A 21,115-nucleotide genomic window follows, 5' to 3' on the forward strand; every position below is an offset into this window, starting at 1 on the left:
GCCTCACCGGCTCGCGAACACGTCTGGATGCTGCAACAGCTCGAGCCGGCTCCGCCGGATGTGACGGGCGAGGACCTGTTCCGCTTCCTCGTCATCTCTGCGGCGAAGCGCATCGACGATCAGATGGTGGTCGTGATGGACGCTTCGATCGCCCTGCTCGAAGAAGCGCCGTGTGACCGCTCGACGATAGTGCTGGGTGCGATTCCAGAGGGATCGGACCGTGTCGCCGAGAACGGTGGTCCGGGCGACGTCGAGGGCGGAGAGATGAAACTCTCTGTCCAGCCGGAGGAACTCCTCGACGTCGCCCGTGGCCTCCATCTTCCCAGCGAGGGCACCCAGCTGCTGGACGGTCTCCTCCGACAGAAGCGGTACGTTGAGCCGAAGCAACAGCGGCTCGAGCCGCTCGCGCATCTGATAGAGCTCGTGGCACTCGGCCACGCTGAGCGATGAGACCCATGCCCCGGTGTTGGCGACCAATGTCACCAGGCCCTCCGCCTCCAGCATCCTCAACGCTTCACGCACGGGCACTCTGCTCGCACCGCTCTGCTCCGCGAGCTCCTCCTGTCTGATGCGCTCGCCTGGCGCGTAACCGCCATCGAGGATCGCGTCGCGGAGGGAGCCGGCGATCCTCGCGCCGGTCACCCCGTGCTGAGTGGACGTCGCCGACATGCGGATCTCCCTCTCGACTCTTCTACAGCTCTGGATGCGCCGGGTGCCACAGAATCCTGTCCGCACCATTCTCGTACGCCTTGCCGTGCGGAAAGCTCACGAGCTCGAACTGCAGCCCCCACGGGCTGCGGAAATAAACCCACCTCTGTCCTTCCGCGGACTGGCGACTGGCCGTCGGTTCCCCCATGACCTCCACCTCGTGCCGACGAAGGAAGTCCACCGCTTCGTCCAAGTCGTCGACGTAGAAGGCGATGTGGTACCCGCCGATGTCACTGTTGCGCGGCTGGGGCTGCTGCCCGTCCGCCGACTCGTACAGGAACACTTCGAAGTTGGCGCCATGTCCGAGGCGGTAGAAGCGGATCTCCCTGATGACCGTTCGGGGATGGACGCCGAGATGCGTCTGCATCCAGTCGGAGTCCGACTCCTTCGCCCCCAGTGTGTAGATGGGTTCGCAGCCCAGTACGTCGACAAGGAAGGTGTGCGCTTCCTCCAGATCAGGGACGGTGAACCCCAGGTGGTCGGTGCCTCTGATCCCCGGGATTCCCCTCAAGCCGTCTCGAGTCATCTTCGCCTCCAATAGTAGTGATTGTATCCAGCATAAAGCTCAAGAATGAAGAAGGCGCCAGTTGTGCGTTCAATTTGGCTTGCATTGGATACAATCTTGATCTAGATTGACGGTTGACGCGGTCCCGACGACCGCCCACCCACGAGAAAGAGGCAACGATGCCGAAGCGCAAGCGCCTGCAGACCGGGGTCGACTGGATCGAGCTCTCAACCACCAGCGCCGACTGGAATGCCGCCGACCCGGAGCTCCTGGGCACGATGCTCAGCCAGCTCCACCTCATCCGGGCATTCGAAGAATCCGTGCTCGAACTCGCCGGCGAAGGCCTCGTTCACGGGCCGGCTCACTCCAGCATCGGCCAAGAGGGTGGGGCGGTCGGCTCGATCGTCGGACTGCGTTCGAGCGACGGCGTCAACGGTTCGCACCGAGGGCACCATCAGTTCCTGGCGAAGGCCCTCACGCATGTGAGCGGCGGGATCATTCCGCCGGGAGACCCCGTCACTCCCGCGATTCAGACGGTTCTGCAGCGAACGCTCGCTGAAATCCTCGGCCTCGCCCAGGGATACTGCCACGGGCGCGGCGGCTCGATGCATCTCCAGTGGTTCGAGGCCGGAGCCCTCGGCACGAACGCCATCGTGGGTGGTGGCGCTCCGATGGCCACGGGCAACGCCTGGGCGCAGAAGCACAGCCACACCACGGACTTCACGATCAACTACTTCGGCGACGGCGCCTCGCAGATCGGTTCCGTGCTCGAGTCGATGAATCTCGCGGCAGCGTGGAAGCTCCCGGTCTGCTTCTTCATCGAAAACAACCTCTACGCCGTGTCCACCCGCGCTGACGAAATCACCGCCGACTCGCGCTTCTCCATCCGCGGGCAGGGATTCGGCATCCCATCGTGGCGTGTGGATGGCATGGACCCGCTGGCGGTCCACCTGGCTATGGAAGAAGCCGCCGAGCGCATGCGCTCGGGTGAGGGACCGACCATCATCGAAGCTGAGGTGTACCGCTTCTTCCACCAGAACGGCGCCTACCCCGGAAGCGCGTTCGGATACCGCACCAAGGAAGAAGAGGCGGCCTGGCGTGCCCGAGACCCACTCGACCTCGTTGCGCGAAAGATGATCGAGCGGTCCCTCATCTCGCAGAACGACGTCGACGAGCTGCGGCTTCGCGCTCAACGCGCGATGAGCGATGCCGTGGACCAGTTGCTCGAAGCGGACCCTGAGAATCCCGGGAAGCGGCGGATTCGCCCCGAACTCTGGCCGGAGACCACCTTCGTCAACGTCGGAGTGCGCGGCGACGGCAGCGAACTTGACAGCCTTTCCACGCAGCACGCGAGCGACACTCGGCCGCTCAAATTCATCGACGCCGTCGCTCAGGTCATGGACCGCCGGATGGGGGAAGACCCTCGCATCGTTGTGATGGGAGAAGACGTCCATCACCTCAGCGGGGGCACCAACGGCGCCACCAAGGGATTGGTCAAGAAATACGGCGAAGAGCGCATCGTCGGCACGCCGATCAGCGAGAACGCGTTCGTCGGATTGGCCGGGGGCCTCGCGCTCGACGGCCGGTTCCGCCCGGTCGTCGAGTTCATGTACCCGGACTTCATGTGGGTCGCCGCCGACCAGGTGTTCAACCAGATCGGCAAGGCCCGGCACATGTTCGGCGGCGAAAACGCGGTTCCCTTGGTGCTTCGGACCAAGGTCGCGATGGGCTCGGGGTACGGCTCGCAGCATTTGATGGACCCGGCAGGGATCTTCGCCGCCAGCCCGGGATGGCGGATCGTCGCCCCGTCGAACGCGACGGACTACGTGGGCCTCATGAACGCGGCCCTCGCCCTCAACGATCCCGTCCTCGTGATAGAACACGTCGATCTTTACGGGACCGCAGATACCGTTCCGGTCGGCGACCTCGATATACGTCCTCCCTCCAGGCGAGGCCGCGGTCCTTCGCGAAGGCACCGAGCTCACCGTCATCAGCTACCTGTCGATGATCACCCATGCCGAAGAAGCGATCGACCAGACCGGGATCGATGCCGATCTCATCGACCTCCGCTGGTTGGACCGCGCCTCGATCGACTGGGAAACCATCGGTGCGAGCATCAAGAAGACCAACGCCGTGCTCATCGTCGAGCAGGGCGCCCAGGGAACCTCGTATGGCGGATGGCTGGCTGACGAGATTCAGCGACGCTACTTCGATTGGCTTGACCAGCCGGTCGCGCGAGTGACCGGCGGCGAAGCCTCGCCCAGCATTTCCCGGGTCCTCGAGCGTGCAGCGATCGCTCGGACCGAGGAGATCGTCGTCGGCATCGAGGCTGTGCGCAGCGGATTCGGAGCATGAGGTGGCCGAGATCATCAGAATGCCGGAAGTACTCGCCGGCGCAGCAGAGGCAGCCATCCAGACGTGGCTGGTCGCACCGGGCGCGTCAGTGAGCACCAACCAGGCCATCGCAGAGGTCGAGACCGATAAGGCGATCGTCGAGCTCCAATCCGAGTTCGAGGGCATCGTCGGTCGTGTGCTGGCCGCAGAGGGAGACAGCGTCGCAGTGGGCGACCCGATCCTGGTGCTGCTCGGCACCGGCGAGGGAGAAGACGCGATCGCCCCGGCGCTTGCTGCGACGGGTCTGGTGACCGATCAGCCGCCGCGCCCGGAGGATCAGCCGCCGCGCCCGACGACCCAGCAGCCGCGCCTGGAGGCTCAGACTGGCAATGAGCCTGCTCCGGAGGTGCCCGACTCGATCAAACGCCGGTTCATCAGCCCACTCGTCAGACGCAGAGCCCGAGAGCACGGCATCGAGATCGGGCTGTTGACAGGCACGGGGCCCGAGGGGCGTGTGGTCCGCCGCGACCTCGAACGGTACCTGCAAGAGAGATTGCGGACCTCCGCGGAGGCAGGGGAGAGCGGGAGGGTGCCCGAAGCGCCGACTCTGGCGGCCGACGCGCCGGTCCGCGTGGACGAGAGCACTGCGTACAGCGACGTTCCCCTTGACAGGATGCGAAAGGCGATCGCACGGCGGCTCACTGAGAGCAAGTCGACAGTCCCGCACTTCTACCTCGTCGCGGACTGCAATGTCGACAGACTGGTGGCGCTGCGGCAAGAAATCAATCTGCACGCGCCGCGGAAGATCTCGGTGAACGACCTCGTGATCAAAGCGGTGTCCGCGGCCATGATGGAGGTACCGGAGGCGAACGCCATCTGGAACACCGACTCGATCCGCAGATTCTCGAGCGTCGACCTCGCCGTGGCGGTGGCCACCGACGGCGGTCTCACGACCCCCGTGCTGCGTGGAGTCGAACGAATGCCACTGACCGAGGTCAGCGCCACAGTCGCCGACCTCGCCGAGCGGGCACGCAGTGGCCGGCTCATGCAGCACGAGCTGGAAGGCGGATCCTTCGCCATTTCCAACCTGGGCATGTACGGGACCGACGCGTTCACCGCGATCCTCAACCCTCCCCAGTCGGGCATTCTCGCCGTCGGCGCCGCACGCAAGGCTCCGGTGGTCGACAGCGAGGGACGGCTTGCCGTGGCCTCCGTGATGACCGTGTCGTTGTCCGCCGATCATCGAGTCCTCGATGGAGCCGTAGCCGCTCAGTGGCTCGCGGCGCTCCGCCGCCGCATCGAAGACCCGTTCACCATCCTCATCTGACACGCCATCCCTCGAAAGAAGCGAACCATGACCAGCATGCGCAGCGTCAACCCCACCACCGGCGAGACCCTTGCCGCCTTCGATGAAGACGACGATTCCACCGTCGACGCCAAGATCGCCGCCGCAGCCACGGCCGTCGAACTCCTCGCACGGGCAGGGTGGGCGCAGCGCGCCGAATGGATGGCTGCGACGGCTGATCTGCTCGAGTCCGAGGGCGACGAGGTGGCTGCGATGATCACGGCCGAGATGGGCAAGCCGATTGCGCAGTCCCGCGCTGAAGTCGCGAAGTCGGCGCACACGATGAGGTACTACGCGGAACATGCCTACGAGTTCCTCGAGGGCCGGACGCTCGAGAACCCGTCCGTCGTGAACGCTTCCGCCGCCGGCACACGATTCGATCCGCTCGGCGTCGTGCTGGCGGTGATGCCGTGGAACTATCCGATCTGGCAGGTTGTCAGATTCGCCGCGCCGGCGCTTATGGCGGGCAACGCAGGGCTGCTCAAGCACGCCTCCAACGTTCCGCAGTCCGCGCGGTACATCGGCGAGCTCTTCGCACGCGCCGGGTTTCCGGAGGGCTCCTTCTCGACTCTTCTCATCGGCTCGCAACGCGTTGCGGAGGTGATCCGGGACGCCCGCGTCGCCGCCGTAACTCTTACCGGCTCGGAAGGCGCAGGGCGCTCAATCGGTGCCACTGCCGGCGACGTGCTCAAGAAGGCCGTCCTCGAGCTCGGCGGGTCGGACCCCTTCATCGTGATGCCCTCGGCTGAGCTCGACGCGGCGGTCGAGATCGCGGTCAAGGCGAGAACCATCAACAATGGGCAGGCCTGCATCAACGCCAAGCGGTTCATCGTCCATGAAGAGATCTTCGATGAGTTCTCCCGCAAGTTCGCCGCGCGGATGTCGGCGCTGGTCATCGGAGATCCCTCCGACGATCAGACGGAGATCGGGCCTCTCGCCACGGAGAGCGGCCGGCGCGACATCGAAGCCCTCGTCGAGGATGCGCGCGACAAGGGGGCTCACGTTCTCACCGGGGGCGCCCCGGTCGACGAGAGAGACGGCTGGTTCTACGCGCCCACGGTCGTGACGGGCATCACGCGCGACATGCGTCTGTTCTCCGAAGAGGCATTCGGGCCGGTCGCCTCGCTGTACAAGGTCGGGTCCCTCGACGAGGCGCTCGACATCGCGAACGAGAGCGACTTCGGACTCGGATCGGCGTTCTGGAGCAACGACCAAGAGGAAATCGACCGCGTCGTCCGTGAGATCGAAGCCGGTGCCGTGTTCGTGAACGGCATGACCATCTCGTTTGCTGAACTTCCGTTCGGCGGGATCAAGCGCTCCGGTTTCGGCCGCGAGCTGTCGATGGAAGGCATCCGGGAGTTCTGCAACCTGAAGACGGTTTGGGTGGCCTGACGAGCGGCGCTTCTACGGGAGCATTGGCGCGGGAAGGGGAGTCCGCCGTCAGTGCGTCTGACTTCAGACCAGGCTCAATCCACAACCGTCTGGAAGTAATGCCGTTCGTCGGGGGCTCCCTCGCTGAAGGCGAGGGCCGTTCCGAGGATCTCCCGGTCGGCGCCGGTGAGTCGTTGGGTCTGTTGTCGTCGGAACTCGCCCCACGAGGGGACGATGAACGACTCGAGCATCAGGTCGCGATGGTCGCCGCTGCGGTAGAGGCGCCAGCGGTATCCGCCAGTGCGGCGTCGGGACTTCTCGACGGCGCGCATCGCGTGCCGGAAGGCCTCGATACTGTCGGGCTTCACTGTGTACGAGAACGTGACCAGCACTGGGCCGTCCGACGGGTTGGGCTCGAAGATCAGTGTCGGTGTCGCCCAGGTCAGGCTGATCGTGCGGTCGATCGTCCCGGTGCCGTGCAGAAGGGGCAGTACGCGGGTGCTCAGCGAGACCAGGAGCAGGATCGCGGCAGACGAAGCGAGCGCCGCGCTCGCGCCGATAAGCTGGGCGACCACGCCCCAGAGCAGCGACCCGATCGCCATTGTCCCCATGAACACCACGATGTACACGGCCGCACCCCGTGAGCGCACCCACTGCGGCAGGGTCAGCTGGAGGGCGGCGTTCAGAACGGTCAAGGTACCGATCCAGGCCACGCCGGAGAGAACCAGCAGAAGGAGGGCGGGCACGAAAGGGAGGTACGCGGCCGCGACGGCGCCAACGGCGAACAGTAGTGGGCTGACGGCGATGATCACGTTGTCCGAGAATCGCCGACGCGCGAGGGGGAGCACGAAGATGCCCGCGACCGCACCGACGCCAAGTGAACCCAGCAGGAGACCGTAGCCTCCGGAGTCGAGTCCGAGGTGCTGCGCGGTCACCGGGAGCAGCGCCCAGAGGGCACTGGCCGGCAGAGCGAAGAGCGCGGCGCGCAACAGGATGCGACGGATCAGTCCGGCCGACGCCACGTACCGCACACCGGCGAGGAGCGCGGGAGTGAACTGCTCCCGGTCGTCCAGGTCGGCCTGGGGAGCCCGCTTCCACCAGAGCAGGGCGATGGCGGCGGCAACGAAGCTGAGCGCGTTGATTCCGAAGACGACGGGAGCGCCGGCGACCGAGAGGACGAGGCCCGCGAGCGCCGGGCCGACAGCGCGCGCACCGTTCACCGTCACCCCGCCGAGCGCCGACGAGGCCCCGATCTGCTCGCGCGGGACGAGCTCCGGCTGGATCGCCTGCCAGGCGGGGGAGGTGAGGGCGCTCGTCACCCCGAGCAGGAAGGTGAAGGCGAGGAGCGTCCACGGCGTCAGGAGGTTCGACGCCGCGACGACGGTCAGGGCGACCGCGATCACTGCACTCGCCCCGTTGCCCCAGATCAGCAGCCGTCGGCGGTCGAACGAGTCGGCGAGGACGCCGGCCGGTACGGAGAACAGCATCGCCGGGGCCAGACTCGCAGTCTGCACGAGCGCGATGACGGTCGCTCCCGCGGCGGCGTCGACCAAATACCACTGCGCACCGACCGTCTGCATCCACGTACCGATGTTGCTCCCCAGCTGCGCGAACCAGAGCACGCGGAAAGCGGGGATCGCCATTGGCGCCCACGCCGACACGGTTGACGCGACCTTCGATGCCGGGGAGGTGCTGACCAAGATCGATTCCCTTCTTGTTGAGTTCAACCTATGGGAGAAACGCGGCATCCGTTCCTGAGAGGTGCGCGAGGCTCGCTGCCTCGTGATCGCTCCTAACGCCCGCGCCTCAGGGCCGACTGCGCGAGGTGCCGGTGTTCGGAGGTGGGGCGGACCACGTGGTCCGCGTACTCGGGATGCTTCGGGAGCCAGGCTGCGATGTACGGGCAGACCGGGACGATTGATCGACCCTGGGCGATGGCGTCGTCGAGGACCGTCCTGACTAGGAACGATGCGAGACCCTTTCCCGCGTACTGCTCCGAGACGACCGTGTGGTAGTAGATGCGCAGCGGGGTCTCGCCGGAGTCGACGTCCACGTAGGCTTCGAGACCGATGGGCGTGTGCTGGGTGCCGTCATCGCCGCGATCGATCAGGAGGTACCGCGACTCCTCCACACGGGGTTCCACGACGAAACGATCGGAGGATGTCACCGGACCAGCCGCCCCTCTGAGTCGCGCGTGTTCACCTGGTGGCCGCTCAGGATCGAGATTCGGTTGAAGGTGTTGATCGCCACGGCGATCCACTCGGCCGCGACGTAGGCCGACTCGCCGAGGACGTTGCGGGCGCCGACGAGATCGGCGCGCGAGTCCTCGGTCAGCGGTAAGAGCGTCGCCGCCTCGGCGACGGCCAGCACCGCCCGGTCGCGCTCGTCGTAGAGCTCCGCGTCCCGCCAGGCCGGGAGCATGTCCAGTTTCTGCTGGGGGACGCCCGCCGTCCTGGCCTCGCGGGAGTGCAGGTCGAGGCAGTAGGCGCAGGCGTTGAGCTGGGAGGCCCGCACCTTGAGGAGCTCGGTCTCCTGCGCCGTAAGTCCGCCCGCGAGCGCTTCGTCCGCGACGACCGCTGACCAGGCTCGTGCCGCCTCCCACGCCGCGGGCATGGACTTGTCCAGGTAGGGGTGCATTCGACTTCTCTCTCGGTTACGGGAGCGGGCGCGTCAGTTCGCCGCCTCGGCGTCTGCGCGCTGCATGAGGATGGTGCGCCAGTCGGTGGGGAGGCGGCTCGCCGGTCCGGGAACGCCCTGATCCTCCGGGTGGCTCGTCGCGGGAGCCAGCGCGGGGCCTTCCGCGTACTGGTCGGTGACGAAGTCCCAGTACCAGTCCTCGCCCGGCTCGAAGCTCTGGATGTAGCGGTGCCCGGTCGCCGCGGCGTGCGCGCGTGCGTGCCGCGAGAGCGAATCGTCGCAGCAGCCGACGTGCCCGCACGCGGCGCAGCGGCGCAGGTGCACCCACCAGCTGCCGTCGGCCTCGCACTCGACGCAGCCGGTGCCGCTCGGCGGCACGCTCGGGTCGATTCCGTCCGTCATCGTTCACTCCTCGCAGGGTTCGGGGCGATCAGGAGGTCGGGGGACCAGTCTCCCCGACGAGCGGCCGCGTCGTAGGTGGCGTCCAGGAACGCGAGCACCGTCGCGTCCGGGTCGGGGGAGGCCCGCACGACCTCGTAGGGCAGCAGGAACTCGCCATACTCCGCGCTGAACGTCGCGCCAGGCGGCAGGTCGGCCTCCGCGTAGCCATCCGGGGCGGGATATGCGTACGAGTAGAACGCGCCCTCCGTCCCGCCGCCCGGCCAGAACCCGGCGCTGCTGAGCTCGTGCGAGTAGCCCTCGCGCATCACGCTGTCCGGGCAGTTCGGCGCCCCGCCCGGGTGCGGTGGAGCGGTGCGACCGGAGAAGCGGGTGACGGCCAGGTCCATTGCGCCCCAGAAGAAGTGCACGGGGCTGACCTTGCCGCGGAACCCGGAACGGAAGCGCTGGAGGACGCGGTCCGCGTGGATGAGCTGCCGCCAGAAGGCGTTCGCCTGCTCGGGCACGTAGGTGGCGTGCACGGTGTCGTCGGCGAACGGGATCGCCACCTCCACCTCGTTCGGCGACGGGTGGATGGCGACCTCGACGCCGAGCAGGCGCAGCGCGTCGAAGACCTCGGCATAGAACCGCGCGACCGAGCGGCCGACCAGCGGGACGGTCACCAGCCCGCCGTCGCTCGTGCGCACGAGCAGCACATGGTCGACGAAGTCGAAGGCCAGCTCGAGCAGCCGCCCGCCGACCGGGATGCCGCCCGTCGTGAGCCCGCGGGCGTCGACGCGGAGGGTGACGTGCCACCAGTGGTTGACGGGGGCGGCCAGCGCCATCCGGATCTTCCCGACGATCTGCGTCCACATGTGCAGGGTGTCGCGGGTCGGCGTCCAGCTCTCCACCGCGAGGGTCGGCCAGGATGCGTCGTCTGCCATGTGCTCCCTCTTCGCTAGTGGCGTGTCCGGTCGCCGCGTCAGATCGTCAGGGCACCCACTCTAGCTTTCGCGGGTGCCGGCCCGTTCACCGGTGCTGCCCCTCCAGACGACGGTCGTCGGCAGGATGGTCGGAGCGGGCGTGATGCTCTCCTCGGTGAGGCGGATCAGATGCTGGACGGCCAGTTCGCCGGTCTCGCGCAGCGGCATCCTGACCGTGGTGAGCGGGGGGTTGGCGTGCGCGCTGAACGGCGTGTCGTCGAAGCCGGTCACATCGACGGTCGCAGGGACCTCCCGCCCGGAGTCGCGCAGCAGCTCCAGGATGCCGCCCGCGGTGCTGTCCGCTGAGCAGATGACGGCGTCGGCATCGCGAACGGCGGCCGAAGCGCCGATGCCGGCCGCGTAGCCCATGTCGAGCTCGACCTCCTCGCCGACGAGGTCGGAGAGGCCGGACGCCTCGATCGCTCGCCAGAAGCCCTCGGAGCGAAGCCCGTACGCGCACACGCGTCGCGGGCCGTTGAGGAGCACGATGCGGCGCCGCCCGGCGGCGATGAGCCGCCTCGCAATCTCCTCGATCGCCTCGTCGTGCGTGCAGTCCACCCAGGTCATACGATCGGACGCCTGGCGGTGGCCGATCAGGACCGTGGGGATGCCCTCCTCAACGACGCGGGCGATCAGCGGGTCCTCCGAGCTGGCGGCGGGCAGGATCAGCCCGTCGACCCTGCGGCGCCGAAAGGCGTCGATGATGTGCTCTGACGGGTCTCCGCTGGCGGTCGTGAACAGGTTGACGTCTTTGCCGTGGAGCTGCGCCGAGTCGCTGATCGCCCCGAGCAGGTCGGGGTAGACGGGGTGCATCACGACCTCGGACGCGTGGAGCGGGAAGACGATGCCGATCGTGTCGCTGCGGCCTTTGGCGAGCTGCCTGGCGTTCCCGTCGCCGCGGAAGTCGTACTCGGCGATCAGCTCGGAGATCCGTTTGCGGGCCTCCTTGCCGACACCGGGCTTGCCGTTCATGACTCGGGAGACCGTCCCGGCGGACACGCCAGCGATGGCGGCGATCTCTCGGATCGTCGTCGGTTTCCCGTCCATGCGGACTCCTTCGGCTTCGTTTACTAAACCGGTTGCGTAGCTCCCCGGCTTCGTGCAATGATAACGCAAGCGGTTTAGTAAACCGGTTGCGTAACTCTACACCGAGCCCCTCCGCGGGGACAGAGCTGTAATGGAGCACTTCTGTGGCCAACATCCGGATCGGCATAGCCGGCCTTCACAACCACTACCACGCGTACCCGTTCGCGAAAGAGCTACTGCGCGGGATCGACGGGCTCGAGCTGGTCGGCGTCGCCGACGAGCGCCCCGAAGTCGCGCAGAGCTTCGTCGAGGAGTTCGGCGGCAGCTGGACAACCGACTACGCCGAGCTGATCCAGCGCGACGACGTGGACGCGGTCATCGTCACCTCGTACACCTCCGCTCACGCCGACCACGTTGAACTGGCCGCCGCCGCGGGCAAGCCCGTCCTCCTCGACAAGCCGATCTCGACCACCCTCGACGACGCCGACCGAATCGTGCGCGCCGGCGAGAAGGTGCCCGTCATGCTGGCCTACCTGCTGCGGTTCCTCCCGGCCTACCAGCAGGTGAAGGAGGCCGTCGACGCCGGCGCGGTCGGCGAGCTGGTCTCCGGGTTCTACTCCATCCGGTTCCCGGTCGGGGCGATCCTCGACCATCCAGGGGCGGCGGACCAGGGCTGGTACGCCGACCCGATCAAGAGCGGCGGCGGCGGCTTCCTCGACCACGGAGTCCACTTCACCGACTTCTTCCGCTGGTTCTTCGGCAGCGAGGCCGCATCGGTCACCGCGCACATCGGGTCGCTGACCTACAAGGACCTGGGCGTCGAGGACTACGGTGTTGCGACCTACACGCTCGAGAACGGCGCGATCGTCACGGTCGAGAGCACCTGGCACGCACCCGACTACTTCGGTCCTCTCAACAGCCCCGACCACGCGTCGCTCAGCGGTAACAAGGGCGAGATCGAGCTCCACTACCAGAAGAGCCCGCAATACGAGATCCAGGGCATCGAGGAGCCGTGGATCGGCCGGCGCTACGTCGACCTCGTCGGCGACGAACGTTACGAGGCCTGCTACCGGGATCTCCTCGTGGAGTTCGAGCGGGTCATCCGCACCGGCGACCGCCCCGTCCCTGACGCCGCCGACGGCCGGGCCGCGCTGGAGATGATCCTCGGCGCTTACGAGTCGCACCGCACCGGGCGACGCATCGCCTTCCCGCTCACCAGCGCAGACCAGGAGGCCTGACGATGACGACAACGACCACTCTCACCGACACCGTCCGGGTCGGACTCGTCGGCGCCGGACGGATCGCGAAGGTCCACGCGGCCGCCTACGAGCGCATCGCTCGCGGTCGCCTCGTGACCGTGACCGACCCGATCCTGGAGGCGGCGGAACGCCTCGGCGGCCAGTTCGGCCTGGAGGTCGCCCCGTCGTTCGCGAGCATCCTCGACGACGACCAGGTCGACGCGGTGCTGCTGGCCACGCCCAACTTCCTCCACGCCGAGCAGGTGATCCAGGCGCTCGAGGCCGGCAAGCACGTGTTCTGCCAGAAGCCCATCGCCCTGACGCTCCCCGACGCCGACCGCGTCGTCGCTGCGGCGGCCGCATCGGATCGGGTCGTGCAGTTCGGCTTCATGCTGCGCTTCACTCCGCCGCTTCCCCAGCTCCAGCAGCGCATTGGCGCGGGAGAGCTGGGCCCGCTGATCGCCGCGCAGGCCGCGGTGTTCGGCTGGGAGCCCTCCAACGAATGGTTCTACGATCCTGCGAACGGCGGCGGGGTCATCCTCGACACCCTCGTACACTTCGGCGACCTGGTGCTCTGGCTCTTCGGCCCCGCAGATCACGTAACGACCGAGGGCGGCGCGTACAAGCTCGACGGCGCTAAGAAGTACGGCAGCCCCGATAACGCGGTCGTCACGGTCCGCCACACCAGCGGCGTCGTCTCCAGCATGTACGTCTCCTGGACGGCCGGTCGCGGCAACTTCACCCTGGACGTCTACGGCAACGACGGCAGCGCCACGGTCGACCTCGTCCACTCGCAGGCGCTCAACCTGCACCTGATCGACGACGGCGGAACGGCCTCCGCGGAGTCCGGGCAGCGCGGCTGGGTCTACCCCGACCTGGTCTGGGACTACGGCTACAGCGGCGAGCAGCAGTACTTCGTCGACCGCATCCTCGGGCGCGAGGACGGCAGCAAGGCGGCGACGGCGGCCGAGGCCCGCGACGCCCTCGCGCTGATGCTCGCCGCCCAGCAGTCGCTCGACGAGCGCCGCACCGTGCGCCTCACTGCAGGGGACCTCGACGGATGAGCACCGGGATCGCGGTCGTCGGCGCGGGGTTCTGGGCCGAGAGCATGCACCTGCCGGCCTTCCAGCGCATCGTGGGCGCCGACGTCCGCTGCGTCGTCGCCGCCACCGAGGAGTCGGCCAGGGCGACGGCCGAAAGGTTCGATATCCCGAGCTGGAGCACCGACATCGCAGCGACGGTTGCCCGGGACGACATCGACCTCGTCGACATCGTCGCGCCCCCGCACGTCCACGCCGAGGCCGCACTGCTCGCTGCCGCCGCCGGAAAGGACGCGATCTGCATCAAGCCGCTCGGCCGCACGGTCGCGGAGGCCGAGCGCATGATCGAGGCCGCTCGCGCTGCGGGGACCCGGTTGTTCTACGCGGAGAACGTCCCGTTCATCCCGGCCGTGCAGGAGGCGAAGCGGGCGGTGGACGCCGGTCGCGTCGGCGACGTCTTCCGGGTCGCCGCCCGGGAGGGCATCGGCGAGCCCCACTCGGCCTGGTTCTTCGACCCCGAGCGCAGCGGCGGAGGCGCCGTGCTCGACATGGCCGTGCACAGCATCGCGTTCTGCGCGTTCTTCGCCGACTCGGACGTCGCCACGGTGTCCGCCGAGGTCGGCACCTACGTGTGGGGAGACCGCACGACGGCGGAGGACACCGCTGTGCTCACGCTGCGTTTCGCCAACGGCGCCCTGGGCGTCTGCGAGGACAGCTGGAGTCTCGTCGGGGCGATGGACTCCCGGTTCGAGATCGTCGGCACCGGCGGCCGCATCCTCATCGACAACCTCCACCGCCAGCCGATCGAGCAGGTCGGCGCGAGCGGGGGATGGACCTACCCGCTCCCGATCCCCGGCCTGCTCGCCGACGGCCACGAGGACATGCTGCGGCACTTCCTCGACGCGCGCGAGACCCGGGCGCCCTCCCGATCGGAGGGGGAGGCCGGGCTCGCCGTGCTGCGAGTGGCGGAGGCCGCACTGGTCGCCGCACGCACCGGACAGCGCCAGGCCATCCAGTACCAGACCAACGACAGCAGAGAAGGAGTGACCGCATGACAGCGACCGACACGGTCCGCATCGGGATGATCAGCTGGGCGCACGTGCACGCGGAATTCCGCGCGCGGGCGATCGCCGAGATCCCGGGCGCACAGATCGTCGCCATCGCCGACGAAGACGAGACCAGGGGACGGGCCGCCGCCGAACGGTGGGGCGTGGCCGACTTCACCACCGACTGGCGCGAGCTCATCGCCCGCGACGACATCGACGTGGTCATGGTCCACTCCGAGAACGGCCGGCACGTCGACCAGGTCATCGCCGCGGCGGAGGCCGGCAAGCACGTCTTCTGCGAGAAGCCCATCGCGACCCGCACCGAAGACGCCGAGCGCATGGCAGCGGCCGTGGCCGAGGGCGGCGTGCAAGGGACGGCCGCGTTCGTCAGCCGGTTCTCCAAGGAGGCCGACCGCGCCAAGCGGATCGTCGACAGCGGAGTGCTGGGAAAGGTGCTCTTCACCCGCAGCATCATCGGCCTGGCCGGCATCGCCGAGATCGGCTGCCCGCCCGACATGGTCGAGTGGATGTCCGATCACGCGCTGAACGGCGGAGGCGCCTGGATCGACGAGGGCTCGCACGGCATCGACCTACTCCGCTGGCTCGTCGGCGACATCCAGGAGGTGTCCGCCTTCACCGCGAACCGTGCCAAACCAGGCCTGGAGGATGAGGACGTCGCGGTCGCCATCGTGCGGTACCGCAACGGCGCCCTCGGCGAGATCACCACCGCGTGGAGCATGAACGTCGACATCAAGATGCGCAACGCCCTGGAGATCTACGGCACGGAGGGCACCCTGATCATGCGCGCCACCGACCCGTTCCCGCAGGTGGAGGTGTACCGCGCAACCGACGACGAGCTCTACCGGGGCTGGACCGTCCCGAACATCGAGCCCGCCGAGACCGAGCCGCACGACTACTCGGGATGGGCGCCGCACGTCCACCACTACAAGCGCGAGGTCGCGTCCTACCTGGAACGCGTGAAGCAGGGCGAGAAGCCGTTCGGCCCGACGTTCGACGACGGCGTCGCCTGCCTGCGCGTGATCGAGGCCGGGTACGACTCGGCGGCGAGAGGGGGTGTGGCAGTCAGCATCGTCCCCTAGCACCGCTACCCTCGAACCGAGCGTCGGACGCTCGGTCGGCATTACCTCAAAGGAGAGAATGATGTACCCAGCACAGCGCCGACGCCGCGTCCTCGCGGCAACGTTCGCGGCGGTGAGCGCCGTGACGCTCGCACTGACGGCCTGCACCTCCGGTTCCAGCTCATCCGGCGACCCGCACGTCGCCCCGGCAAGCTCCGGCGGCCCCTACGGCAAATTCACCGATCAGAAGCTGACGCTCTCGCGGTGGGCGGGAGACCCGTGGACCGCCGGCCAGGTGTCGGCGGCCAAGGACTGGTCGAAGGACACCGGAGCCACCATCGACATGGCCGCCGTCCCGTACGAGAACCTGCACGACAAGCAGGCCCTGACCCTGTCCTCCGGCTCGGACTACGACATCGTCTACGTGCACCCGAGCTGGTTCGGCGAGTTCGCCAAGGCCGGCTACCTAGCCCCGATCGACGAGTACCTGAGCGACAGCAAGCGCAATCCCCCCGGCTTCTCTGCAGCCTCGTACCTGCCGAACGTGCTCGCTCAGGGCAAGTACGACGGCAAGCAGTACTGCCTTCCCGACTTCGTCTCGACGGTCGTCGTCGGCTACCGGAAGGACCTGTTCGACAAGGCCGGCATCGCAGCACCGAAGACGGTCGACGATGTGCTCGCCGCCGCGAAGAAGCTCAACGGCACCGACGGTGCGGCCGGCATCGTGATGCCGGGCAAGGCAACAGGCGCCGTCGCGGACGTCTTCGGCTCGATGCTGACCGCCCAGGGCAACTGGTGGTACGACGCGTCGGGCAAGAAGAGCACCCTCGACGACGCCGCGGCCACCAAGGCGCTCGAGTTCTACACCCAGGCCGCCAAGTTCGCCCCGACCGGGATGCTGAACATGGCCGTGGACGACGCCGCGACCGTGGCGGCGCAGGGCAAGTCGGCCATCGTGATCGACACCACTCCCGCGCTCTCGGCGCTGGAGGACTCCTCGAAGTCGTCGACGGTCGGCAAATGGGCGTACGCGCCGATCTCCTTCGGTGACCAGGCCGGCGGCGAGCTCATTTACTGGAACTGGTGCATCGCGGCCAACTCGAACCACAAGGACGCCGCGTACTCGTTCCTGCAGTACTACACCGACACGGCCCAGCAGGCCAAGGTGGCGCTCGCCGCGGGCACTCTCGGCGCGACGAAGTCGTTCTACACCGACACCTCGCTCACCTCGAAGATCCCGTTCCTGCCCGCCGTCAACGAAGCGCTCAAGAACTCGAACCCGCAGCCGAGCCTGAGCAGCTGGCCCGGCATCCAGAACCAGATCGAGACGAGCATCCAGAAGGCGATCCAAGGGTCCTCGACGGTCGAGCAGTCGGTGGCCGACATGCAGACCGCGCTGAAAGCCCTCGGGCAGTAGTGCCGAACCGGGGGATGGGCGCCGGCCACCGGCCCCATCCCCTCCGCACATCCATCAGGAGGAGAACGCCATGTCAACGACCGTGACCCGCAGGTCGGGCGCGTCGCGCCGGAACTGGGACAAAGAAGGGCGACGGCTCGGGCGCTGGCTCACCGTGCTCCCCGCCCTCGTGCTGGCCCTCGTGATCTTCGCCCCGCTGGTGTACTCGCTGGTCCTGTCGCTCTACAAGTGGCAGCTCACGCAGATCAACACGGGCAAGACCTGGGTCGGGCTCGACAACTACGTGAAGCTGTTCACCGACCCGAAGGTGCTCAACGCGCTCGGCAACACGATCGTCTACGTCGTCGGCAGCGTCGGAGTGGAGCTGGTCGTCGGCTTCGTGATCGCGAGCGCGCTCTTCGAGATCACCAAAGGGCGCAAGCTCGCGAACTCGCTCATCCTCCTCCCGATGATCATCGCCCCCGTGATAACGGCGCTGCTGTGGCGGTACATGTTCGACCCGCAGTTCGGGTTGATCAGCCGCGTCCTGGCATTGTTCGGCCACCAGGGCGGCATCGACTTCCTCGGCAACGCCCAACTGGCCCTGCCCTCGCTCATCCTCGTCGACATCTGGCAGTGGACGCCGTTCGTCATCCTCATCCTGCACGCCGGCATGCTCGGCATCTCGGAGGAGCAGTTCGAAGCCGCCCGGATCGACGGCGCGGGTCGCGCGCGCATCTCCTGGTCGATCGTGCTGCCGGCGATCATGCCGCAGATCCTCCTCGTGCTGCTCTTCCGCACGATGGACACCTACCGCATCTTCGACACCGTCTACGTCCTCACCCGCGGAGGGCCGGGAGGGGCGACCGAGACCATCGGCCTCTACACGTATCAGACCGGGTTCTCGTTCTTCGACATGGGATACGCGATGACGCTGAGCGTCTTCATCCTCGTGACCGTCGCGATCATCTCCAGCATCTATCTGCGGCTGCTGCGCCGCCGGAGGGTCTTCTCATGAGCTTCGCTCCCTGGCACCAGGTGCCCCACGAGCTGGTCGCCAGCCGTTCGCCGCGCGCCGCCCGCACGGTCGCCCCGGGGGATGCGGCGCCGTCGCCCCGATCCGCCGCCGGCGGCTCCGGCACCGGCGCTACCGGCACCCGACGTCGGCGCCGGCCGGACGGCTGGGTGATCGGGTGCTACGTCGTCATCGCCGTTTTCCTCGTCTGGGTGCTCGTGCCCGTCCTGACAGTCGCGGTCAACTCCTTCAAGACCCCCGACGAGATCTTCGCGCAGAACCCGTCGCTCGCGTTCACCCCGACCCTCGAGAACTACGGCAAGGTCTTCGGCCAACTCGACTTCGGCCACTACCTGCTGAACAGCATCGTCGTCGCGTTCGGGAGCACGCTGCTCTCGCTGCTGCTCGGCGTGCCGTTCGCCTATGCACTCGCCCGGCTCCCCATCCGCGGGCGCGAGTGGTGGGCGCGGATCGTCCTGTTCAGCCGGATGGTGCCGGCCGTGGCCCTGGTGGTCCCGATGTTCGTGATCTTCCAGCAGCTGCACATCACCGGCAGCTACCTGGCGCTCATCCTCGCCCACACCTCCTTCAACCTCCCGATCGTCATCTGGATGATGCGGTCGTTCTTCGAGGAACTGCCGATCGAACTGGAGGAGGCCGCCATGGTCGACGGCTCCGGGAGGCTCGGGGCGTTCCTGCGCGTCGCGGTTCCGCTGACCACGCCGGGGATGGCGGCGACGGCGGTGCTCTGCGTGATCTTCTCGTGGAACGAGTTCCTCTTCGCCCTGGTGCTCTCGGGTCAGAGCACGCAGACCGTGCCGGTCGGCGTCTCGTCCTTCATCGGCTCCGTCTCGATCGACTGGGGCGGCAGCTCGGCGGCGGCGATCGTCGCCATCATTCCCATCTTCATCCTCGGACTCGCCGCCCAGCGGTTCCTCGTCCGGGGGCTGACCTTCGGAGGAGTCAAAGGGTGACAACGCTCGGAGCACAGTACTTCCGCCCGCCGAACCCGCCCCGCGCCGACTGGAGGACGGACCTCGAGCGGATGCGCGACGCCGGCATGAACACGGTGAAGCTGTGGGCGTGCTGGAGCTGGATGAACCCGGCACCCGGGGAGTACGACTTCGACGAGCTCGACGAACTGATCGCCATCGCGCGGGAGGTCGGGCTGACGATCGTGATCAACACCATCGTCGAGAACGCGCCGTACTGGCTGGAGCAGGCGCACCCCGAGGCCCGCTACGTCGACCAGGACGGGCGCCCCGTCCAGCTCACCGCAGCGATGAACACCCCGGGCGGCGGCTGGCCAGGCCTCTGCTTCGACAACCCCGCGGTGTGGGAGGCCGCCGAGCGGTTCCTCGGCGCGCTCGTCGACCGCTACGGCGACGACGTCGCGGTGTGGGACGTCTGGAACGAGCCGCACCTGGAGCCCGCGTCGTACTACCCGGAGCGTCAGTTCTGCTACTGCGACGCCTCCCTCGCCCGCTTCGGCGACTGGCTGCAGACGAAGTACGCGTCCCTCGACGAGCTCAACGGCGCGTGGGCCCGCCGCTACAGCGACTGGGCTCAGGTGTCCGCGCCGCGCGTGTTCGAGACCGTCCCCGACCTCATCGACTGGCGCGAGTCGTGGTTCGCGGCGCTGCGGCACTGGCTGGACCGCCGCGTCGAAGCCGTCCGCTCGCGGCGCGAGGAGGCGGTCGTGATGACCCACGTGGCCCTCAGCGGCTTCACCGGGCAGCTCGCGACGCACACGCTCGACGAGTTCACCCTCACGGGCGGGGTGGACCGGTTCGGAACGTCGAGCTTCCCGACCTGGCTGATGGGCGACGACCACGTCGAGCACCTCTTCAACCTCGACACCGCGCGCGACGCCGCGGCCGGGGTGCCGTTCTGGCAGGCCGAACTGCAGGGCGGCCGGGGCCGCAGGGACGGGAAACGCACCACAGGGCAGCCCGGTGACGACGTGGTGGACCTCTGGATGTGGAATGCGATCGCCGCCGGCGCAACGGGTGTGATGTTCTGGCAGTGGCGCCCCGAGCTCCTCGGCCCGGAGAGCCCAGGGTACGGGCTGACCGCGCCCGACGGAACGCCCACCTCCCGCGTCGAGAGGGTGGCCGACTTCGCCCGCGTCGCCGGGCTGCCGGAACTGCAGGGGCGCAGCACCGAGACGCCTCGGGTCGGACTCCTGGTCTCCCGCGGGTCGGCACTGCACGCCTACGCCACCGATCGGTCGATGGACCTCTACCGCGACGCCGTGCTCGGCGCGTACCGAATGCTGGTCGACCAGGACATCGCCGTCACGATCGTCTCCGCCGAACGCGCCGAGGCCGAGGGCCTCCCCTCCGGACTCGAAGCGATCTACTGGCCCATGCCGTCCGTCGCCTCCGACGCCCTGGGGGAGCTCCTGACGGAGTTCGTCGAGCAGGGCGGCACCCTCGTGAGCGAGGCCACGCCCGGCGAGTACACGGAGCTCGGCTTCCGCCGGCCGAACGTGCCGGCGGCGCGTCTGCGAGCGGTGTTCGGAGCAGAGGAGGTCGAGAGCACGACCGCCGAGGAGGGCACGCGTGTGCAACTCGCCGCCGACTCCATCGGCTGCCACTGGCTGCGCTCGCCGATCAGGCCGGAGGGCGGCCGGGTCGAGGCCGTGTTCGACGACGGCGAGCCCGCTGTCGTCACCCACGTCTACGGGCAGGGGAGGGCAGTGCTGATCGGGACCTTCCCGTCGCTCGGCGCCGACGCCCGCAGCGGCAGGGCCGTGGCACGCCTCCTTGCCGCGTCCGAACCGCCGACGCCGTGGACGACGCCCCGGCCGGGTCTCGTCACCCGACGGGCGACCGCAGCAGACGGCGCCGAACTGCGATTCGCCATCAACTGGACGCGAGAACCGGCAGGCCTCGTGCTGGCGCCCGGCGAGGAGATCGTCGCGACGTCACGCGTCGACGCGCTCTCGGCTGACCAGGATCCGGCGCTCTCGGCGAGGTCGGCGGTGCTGCTCCGACGGGTGGGCTGAACCT

General features: G+C 68.1%; 19 protein-coding genes and 1 pseudogene. 12 read left to right on the forward strand and 8 right to left on the reverse strand.

The genetic code is table 11. The features are described from left to right. Positions 1-3: 3 nt before the first annotated feature. A complete protein-coding gene (locus ABH923_RS14055) occupies positions 4-669 on the reverse strand; it encodes a GntR family transcriptional regulator (protein ID WP_370055998.1) in 666 nt (221 codons plus the stop codon). A 22-nt stretch (positions 670-691) separates the two neighbouring features. Then, complete coding sequence (locus ABH923_RS14060; protein ID WP_370055999.1) at positions 692-1,246, reverse strand: VOC family protein; 555 nt, start codon at positions 1,244-1,246, stop codon at positions 692-694. A 572-nt stretch (positions 1,247-1,818) separates the two neighbouring features. On the opposite strand from ABH923_RS14060, the pseudogene ABH923_RS14065 reads away from it, so the two are divergent. From ABH923_RS14065 to ABH923_RS14080, 4 genes and pseudogenes are all read left to right on the forward strand, one after another. Further along, a pseudogene (locus tag ABH923_RS14065) lies at positions 1,819-3,048 on the forward strand (thiamine pyrophosphate-dependent enzyme); the annotation flags it as partial. A 169-nt stretch (positions 3,049-3,217) separates the two neighbouring features. Then, the gene (locus ABH923_RS14070) at positions 3,218-3,568 is read left to right on the forward strand and encodes a transketolase C-terminal domain-containing protein (protein WP_370056000.1); all 351 of its coding nucleotides are present in this window, start codon (positions 3,218-3,220) and stop codon (positions 3,566-3,568) included. Between the two features lies 1 nt (position 3,569). Next, positions 3,570-4,874, forward strand: a complete 1,305-nt coding sequence (locus tag ABH923_RS14075) for a dihydrolipoamide acetyltransferase family protein (protein ID WP_370056001.1) — start codon at positions 3,570-3,572, stop codon at positions 4,872-4,874. A 27-nt stretch (positions 4,875-4,901) separates the two neighbouring features. After that, a complete protein-coding gene (locus ABH923_RS14080; protein ID WP_370056002.1) occupies positions 4,902-6,284 on the forward strand; it encodes an aldehyde dehydrogenase family protein in 1,383 nt (460 codons plus the stop codon). 74 nt (positions 6,285-6,358) lie between these two features. Here ABH923_RS14080 and ABH923_RS14085 read toward each other — a convergent pair whose 3' ends face one another. The 6 genes from ABH923_RS14085 to ABH923_RS14110 are packed head-to-tail and all read right to left on the reverse strand — an operon-like array spanning position 6,359 to position 11,308. Beyond that, positions 6,359-8,011, reverse strand: a complete 1,653-nt coding sequence (locus ABH923_RS14085; protein WP_370056003.1) for an MFS transporter — start codon at positions 8,009-8,011, stop codon at positions 6,359-6,361. A gap of 44 nt (positions 8,012-8,055) precedes the next feature. Further along, positions 8,056-8,406 (reverse strand): GNAT family N-acetyltransferase, encoded by a 351-nt coding sequence (locus ABH923_RS14090; protein WP_370056004.1) that lies wholly within the window; start codon positions 8,404-8,406, stop codon positions 8,056-8,058. 20 nt (positions 8,407-8,426) lie between these two features. Further along, entirely contained in the window at positions 8,427-8,900 is a 474-nt protein-coding gene (locus ABH923_RS14095; RefSeq protein ID WP_370056005.1) for a carboxymuconolactone decarboxylase family protein, read from the reverse strand. A 33-nt stretch (positions 8,901-8,933) separates the two neighbouring features. Then, positions 8,934-9,302, reverse strand: a complete 369-nt coding sequence (locus ABH923_RS14100; RefSeq protein ID WP_370056006.1) for a UBP-type zinc finger domain-containing protein — start codon at positions 9,300-9,302, stop codon at positions 8,934-8,936. After that, positions 9,299-10,222 carry a DUF5996 family protein gene (locus ABH923_RS14105; RefSeq protein ID WP_370056007.1) on the reverse strand — a complete coding sequence of 308 codons (924 nt, stop codon included), beginning with the start codon at positions 10,220-10,222 and terminating at the stop codon, positions 9,299-9,301. Before ABH923_RS14105 ends, ABH923_RS14100 begins: the two co-directional genes overlap by 4 nt. A 60-nt stretch (positions 10,223-10,282) precedes the next feature. Next, positions 10,283-11,308, reverse strand: a complete 1,026-nt coding sequence (locus ABH923_RS14110; protein ID WP_370056008.1) for a LacI family DNA-binding transcriptional regulator — start codon at positions 11,306-11,308, stop codon at positions 10,283-10,285. Between the two features lie 143 nt (positions 11,309-11,451). Between ABH923_RS14110 and ABH923_RS14115 the strand changes: the two genes are divergently transcribed. The 8 genes from ABH923_RS14115 (at position 11,452) to ABH923_RS14150 (ending at position 21,111) form a co-directional block, all read left to right on the forward strand. Then, entirely contained in the window at positions 11,452-12,525 is a 1,074-nt protein-coding gene (locus ABH923_RS14115; protein WP_370056009.1) for a Gfo/Idh/MocA family protein, read from the forward strand. Between the two features lie 2 nt (positions 12,526-12,527). After that, positions 12,528-13,589 (forward strand): Gfo/Idh/MocA family protein, encoded by a 1,062-nt coding sequence (locus ABH923_RS14120; protein ID WP_370056010.1) that lies wholly within the window; start codon positions 12,528-12,530, stop codon positions 13,587-13,589. Beyond that, complete coding sequence (locus tag ABH923_RS14125) at positions 13,586-14,620, forward strand: Gfo/Idh/MocA family protein (RefSeq protein WP_370056011.1); 1,035 nt, start codon at positions 13,586-13,588, stop codon at positions 14,618-14,620. The genes ABH923_RS14120 and ABH923_RS14125 overlap by 4 nt, the downstream gene beginning before the upstream one ends. Continuing rightward, positions 14,617-15,711 (forward strand): Gfo/Idh/MocA family protein, encoded by a 1,095-nt coding sequence (locus ABH923_RS14130; RefSeq protein ID WP_370056012.1) that lies wholly within the window; start codon positions 14,617-14,619, stop codon positions 15,709-15,711. The genes ABH923_RS14125 and ABH923_RS14130 overlap by 4 nt, the downstream gene beginning before the upstream one ends. Before the next feature lie 61 nt (positions 15,712-15,772). After that, complete coding sequence (locus ABH923_RS14135; protein WP_370056013.1) at positions 15,773-17,107, forward strand: ABC transporter substrate-binding protein; 1,335 nt, start codon at positions 15,773-15,775, stop codon at positions 17,105-17,107. Positions 17,108-17,177: 70 nt separating this feature from the next. Beyond that, entirely contained in the window at positions 17,178-18,104 is a 927-nt protein-coding gene (locus tag ABH923_RS14140) for a carbohydrate ABC transporter permease (RefSeq protein ID WP_370056014.1), read from the forward strand. Continuing rightward, positions 18,101-19,075: a carbohydrate ABC transporter permease gene (locus ABH923_RS14145; protein ID WP_370056015.1), complete on the forward strand. Its 975-nt coding sequence runs from the start codon at positions 18,101-18,103 to the stop codon at positions 19,073-19,075. Before ABH923_RS14140 ends, ABH923_RS14145 begins: the two co-directional genes overlap by 4 nt. Continuing rightward, complete coding sequence (locus tag ABH923_RS14150) at positions 19,072-21,111, forward strand: beta-galactosidase (protein ID WP_370056016.1); 2,040 nt, start codon at positions 19,072-19,074, stop codon at positions 21,109-21,111. Before ABH923_RS14145 ends, ABH923_RS14150 begins: the two co-directional genes overlap by 4 nt. The last annotated feature ends 4 nt before the right edge of the window (positions 21,112-21,115 follow it).

Source organism: Leifsonia sp. EB41 (assembly GCF_041262565.1).
Taxonomy (GTDB): Bacteria; Actinomycetota; Actinomycetes; order Actinomycetales; family Microbacteriaceae; genus Leifsonia.

Coding starts and splice junctions, on each gene's coding strand:
- ABH923_RS14105 (WP_370056007.1), bottom strand. CDS start 10,222: ATGGCAGACGACGCATCCTGGCCGACCCTCGCGGTGGAGAGCTGGACG.
- ABH923_RS14145 (WP_370056015.1), top strand. CDS start 18,101: ATGAGCTTCGCTCCCTGGCACCAGGTGCCCCACGAGCTGGTCGCCAGC.
- ABH923_RS14095 (WP_370056005.1), bottom strand. CDS start 8,900: ATGCACCCCTACCTGGACAAGTCCATGCCCGCGGCGTGGGAGGCGGCA.
- ABH923_RS14130 (WP_370056012.1), top strand. CDS start 14,617: ATGACAGCGACCGACACGGTCCGCATCGGGATGATCAGCTGGGCGCAC.
- ABH923_RS14125 (WP_370056011.1), top strand. CDS start 13,586: ATGAGCACCGGGATCGCGGTCGTCGGCGCGGGGTTCTGGGCCGAGAGC.
- ABH923_RS14085 (WP_370056003.1), bottom strand. CDS start 8,011: ATGCCGCGTTTCTCCCATAGGTTGAACTCAACAAGAAGGGAATCGATC.
- ABH923_RS14135 (WP_370056013.1), top strand. CDS start 15,773: ATGTACCCAGCACAGCGCCGACGCCGCGTCCTCGCGGCAACGTTCGCG.
- ABH923_RS14080 (WP_370056002.1), top strand. CDS start 4,902: ATGACCAGCATGCGCAGCGTCAACCCCACCACCGGCGAGACCCTTGCC.
- ABH923_RS14120 (WP_370056010.1), top strand. CDS start 12,528: ATGACGACAACGACCACTCTCACCGACACCGTCCGGGTCGGACTCGTC.
- ABH923_RS14110 (WP_370056008.1), bottom strand. CDS start 11,308: ATGGACGGGAAACCGACGACGATCCGAGAGATCGCCGCCATCGCTGGC.
- ABH923_RS14100 (WP_370056006.1), bottom strand. CDS start 9,302: ATGACGGACGGAATCGACCCGAGCGTGCCGCCGAGCGGCACCGGCTGC.
- ABH923_RS14070 (WP_370056000.1), top strand. CDS start 3,218: ATGATCACCCATGCCGAAGAAGCGATCGACCAGACCGGGATCGATGCC.
- ABH923_RS14140 (WP_370056014.1), top strand. CDS start 17,178: ATGTCAACGACCGTGACCCGCAGGTCGGGCGCGTCGCGCCGGAACTGG.
- ABH923_RS14055 (WP_370055998.1), bottom strand. CDS start 669: ATGTCGGCGACGTCCACTCAGCACGGGGTGACCGGCGCGAGGATCGCC.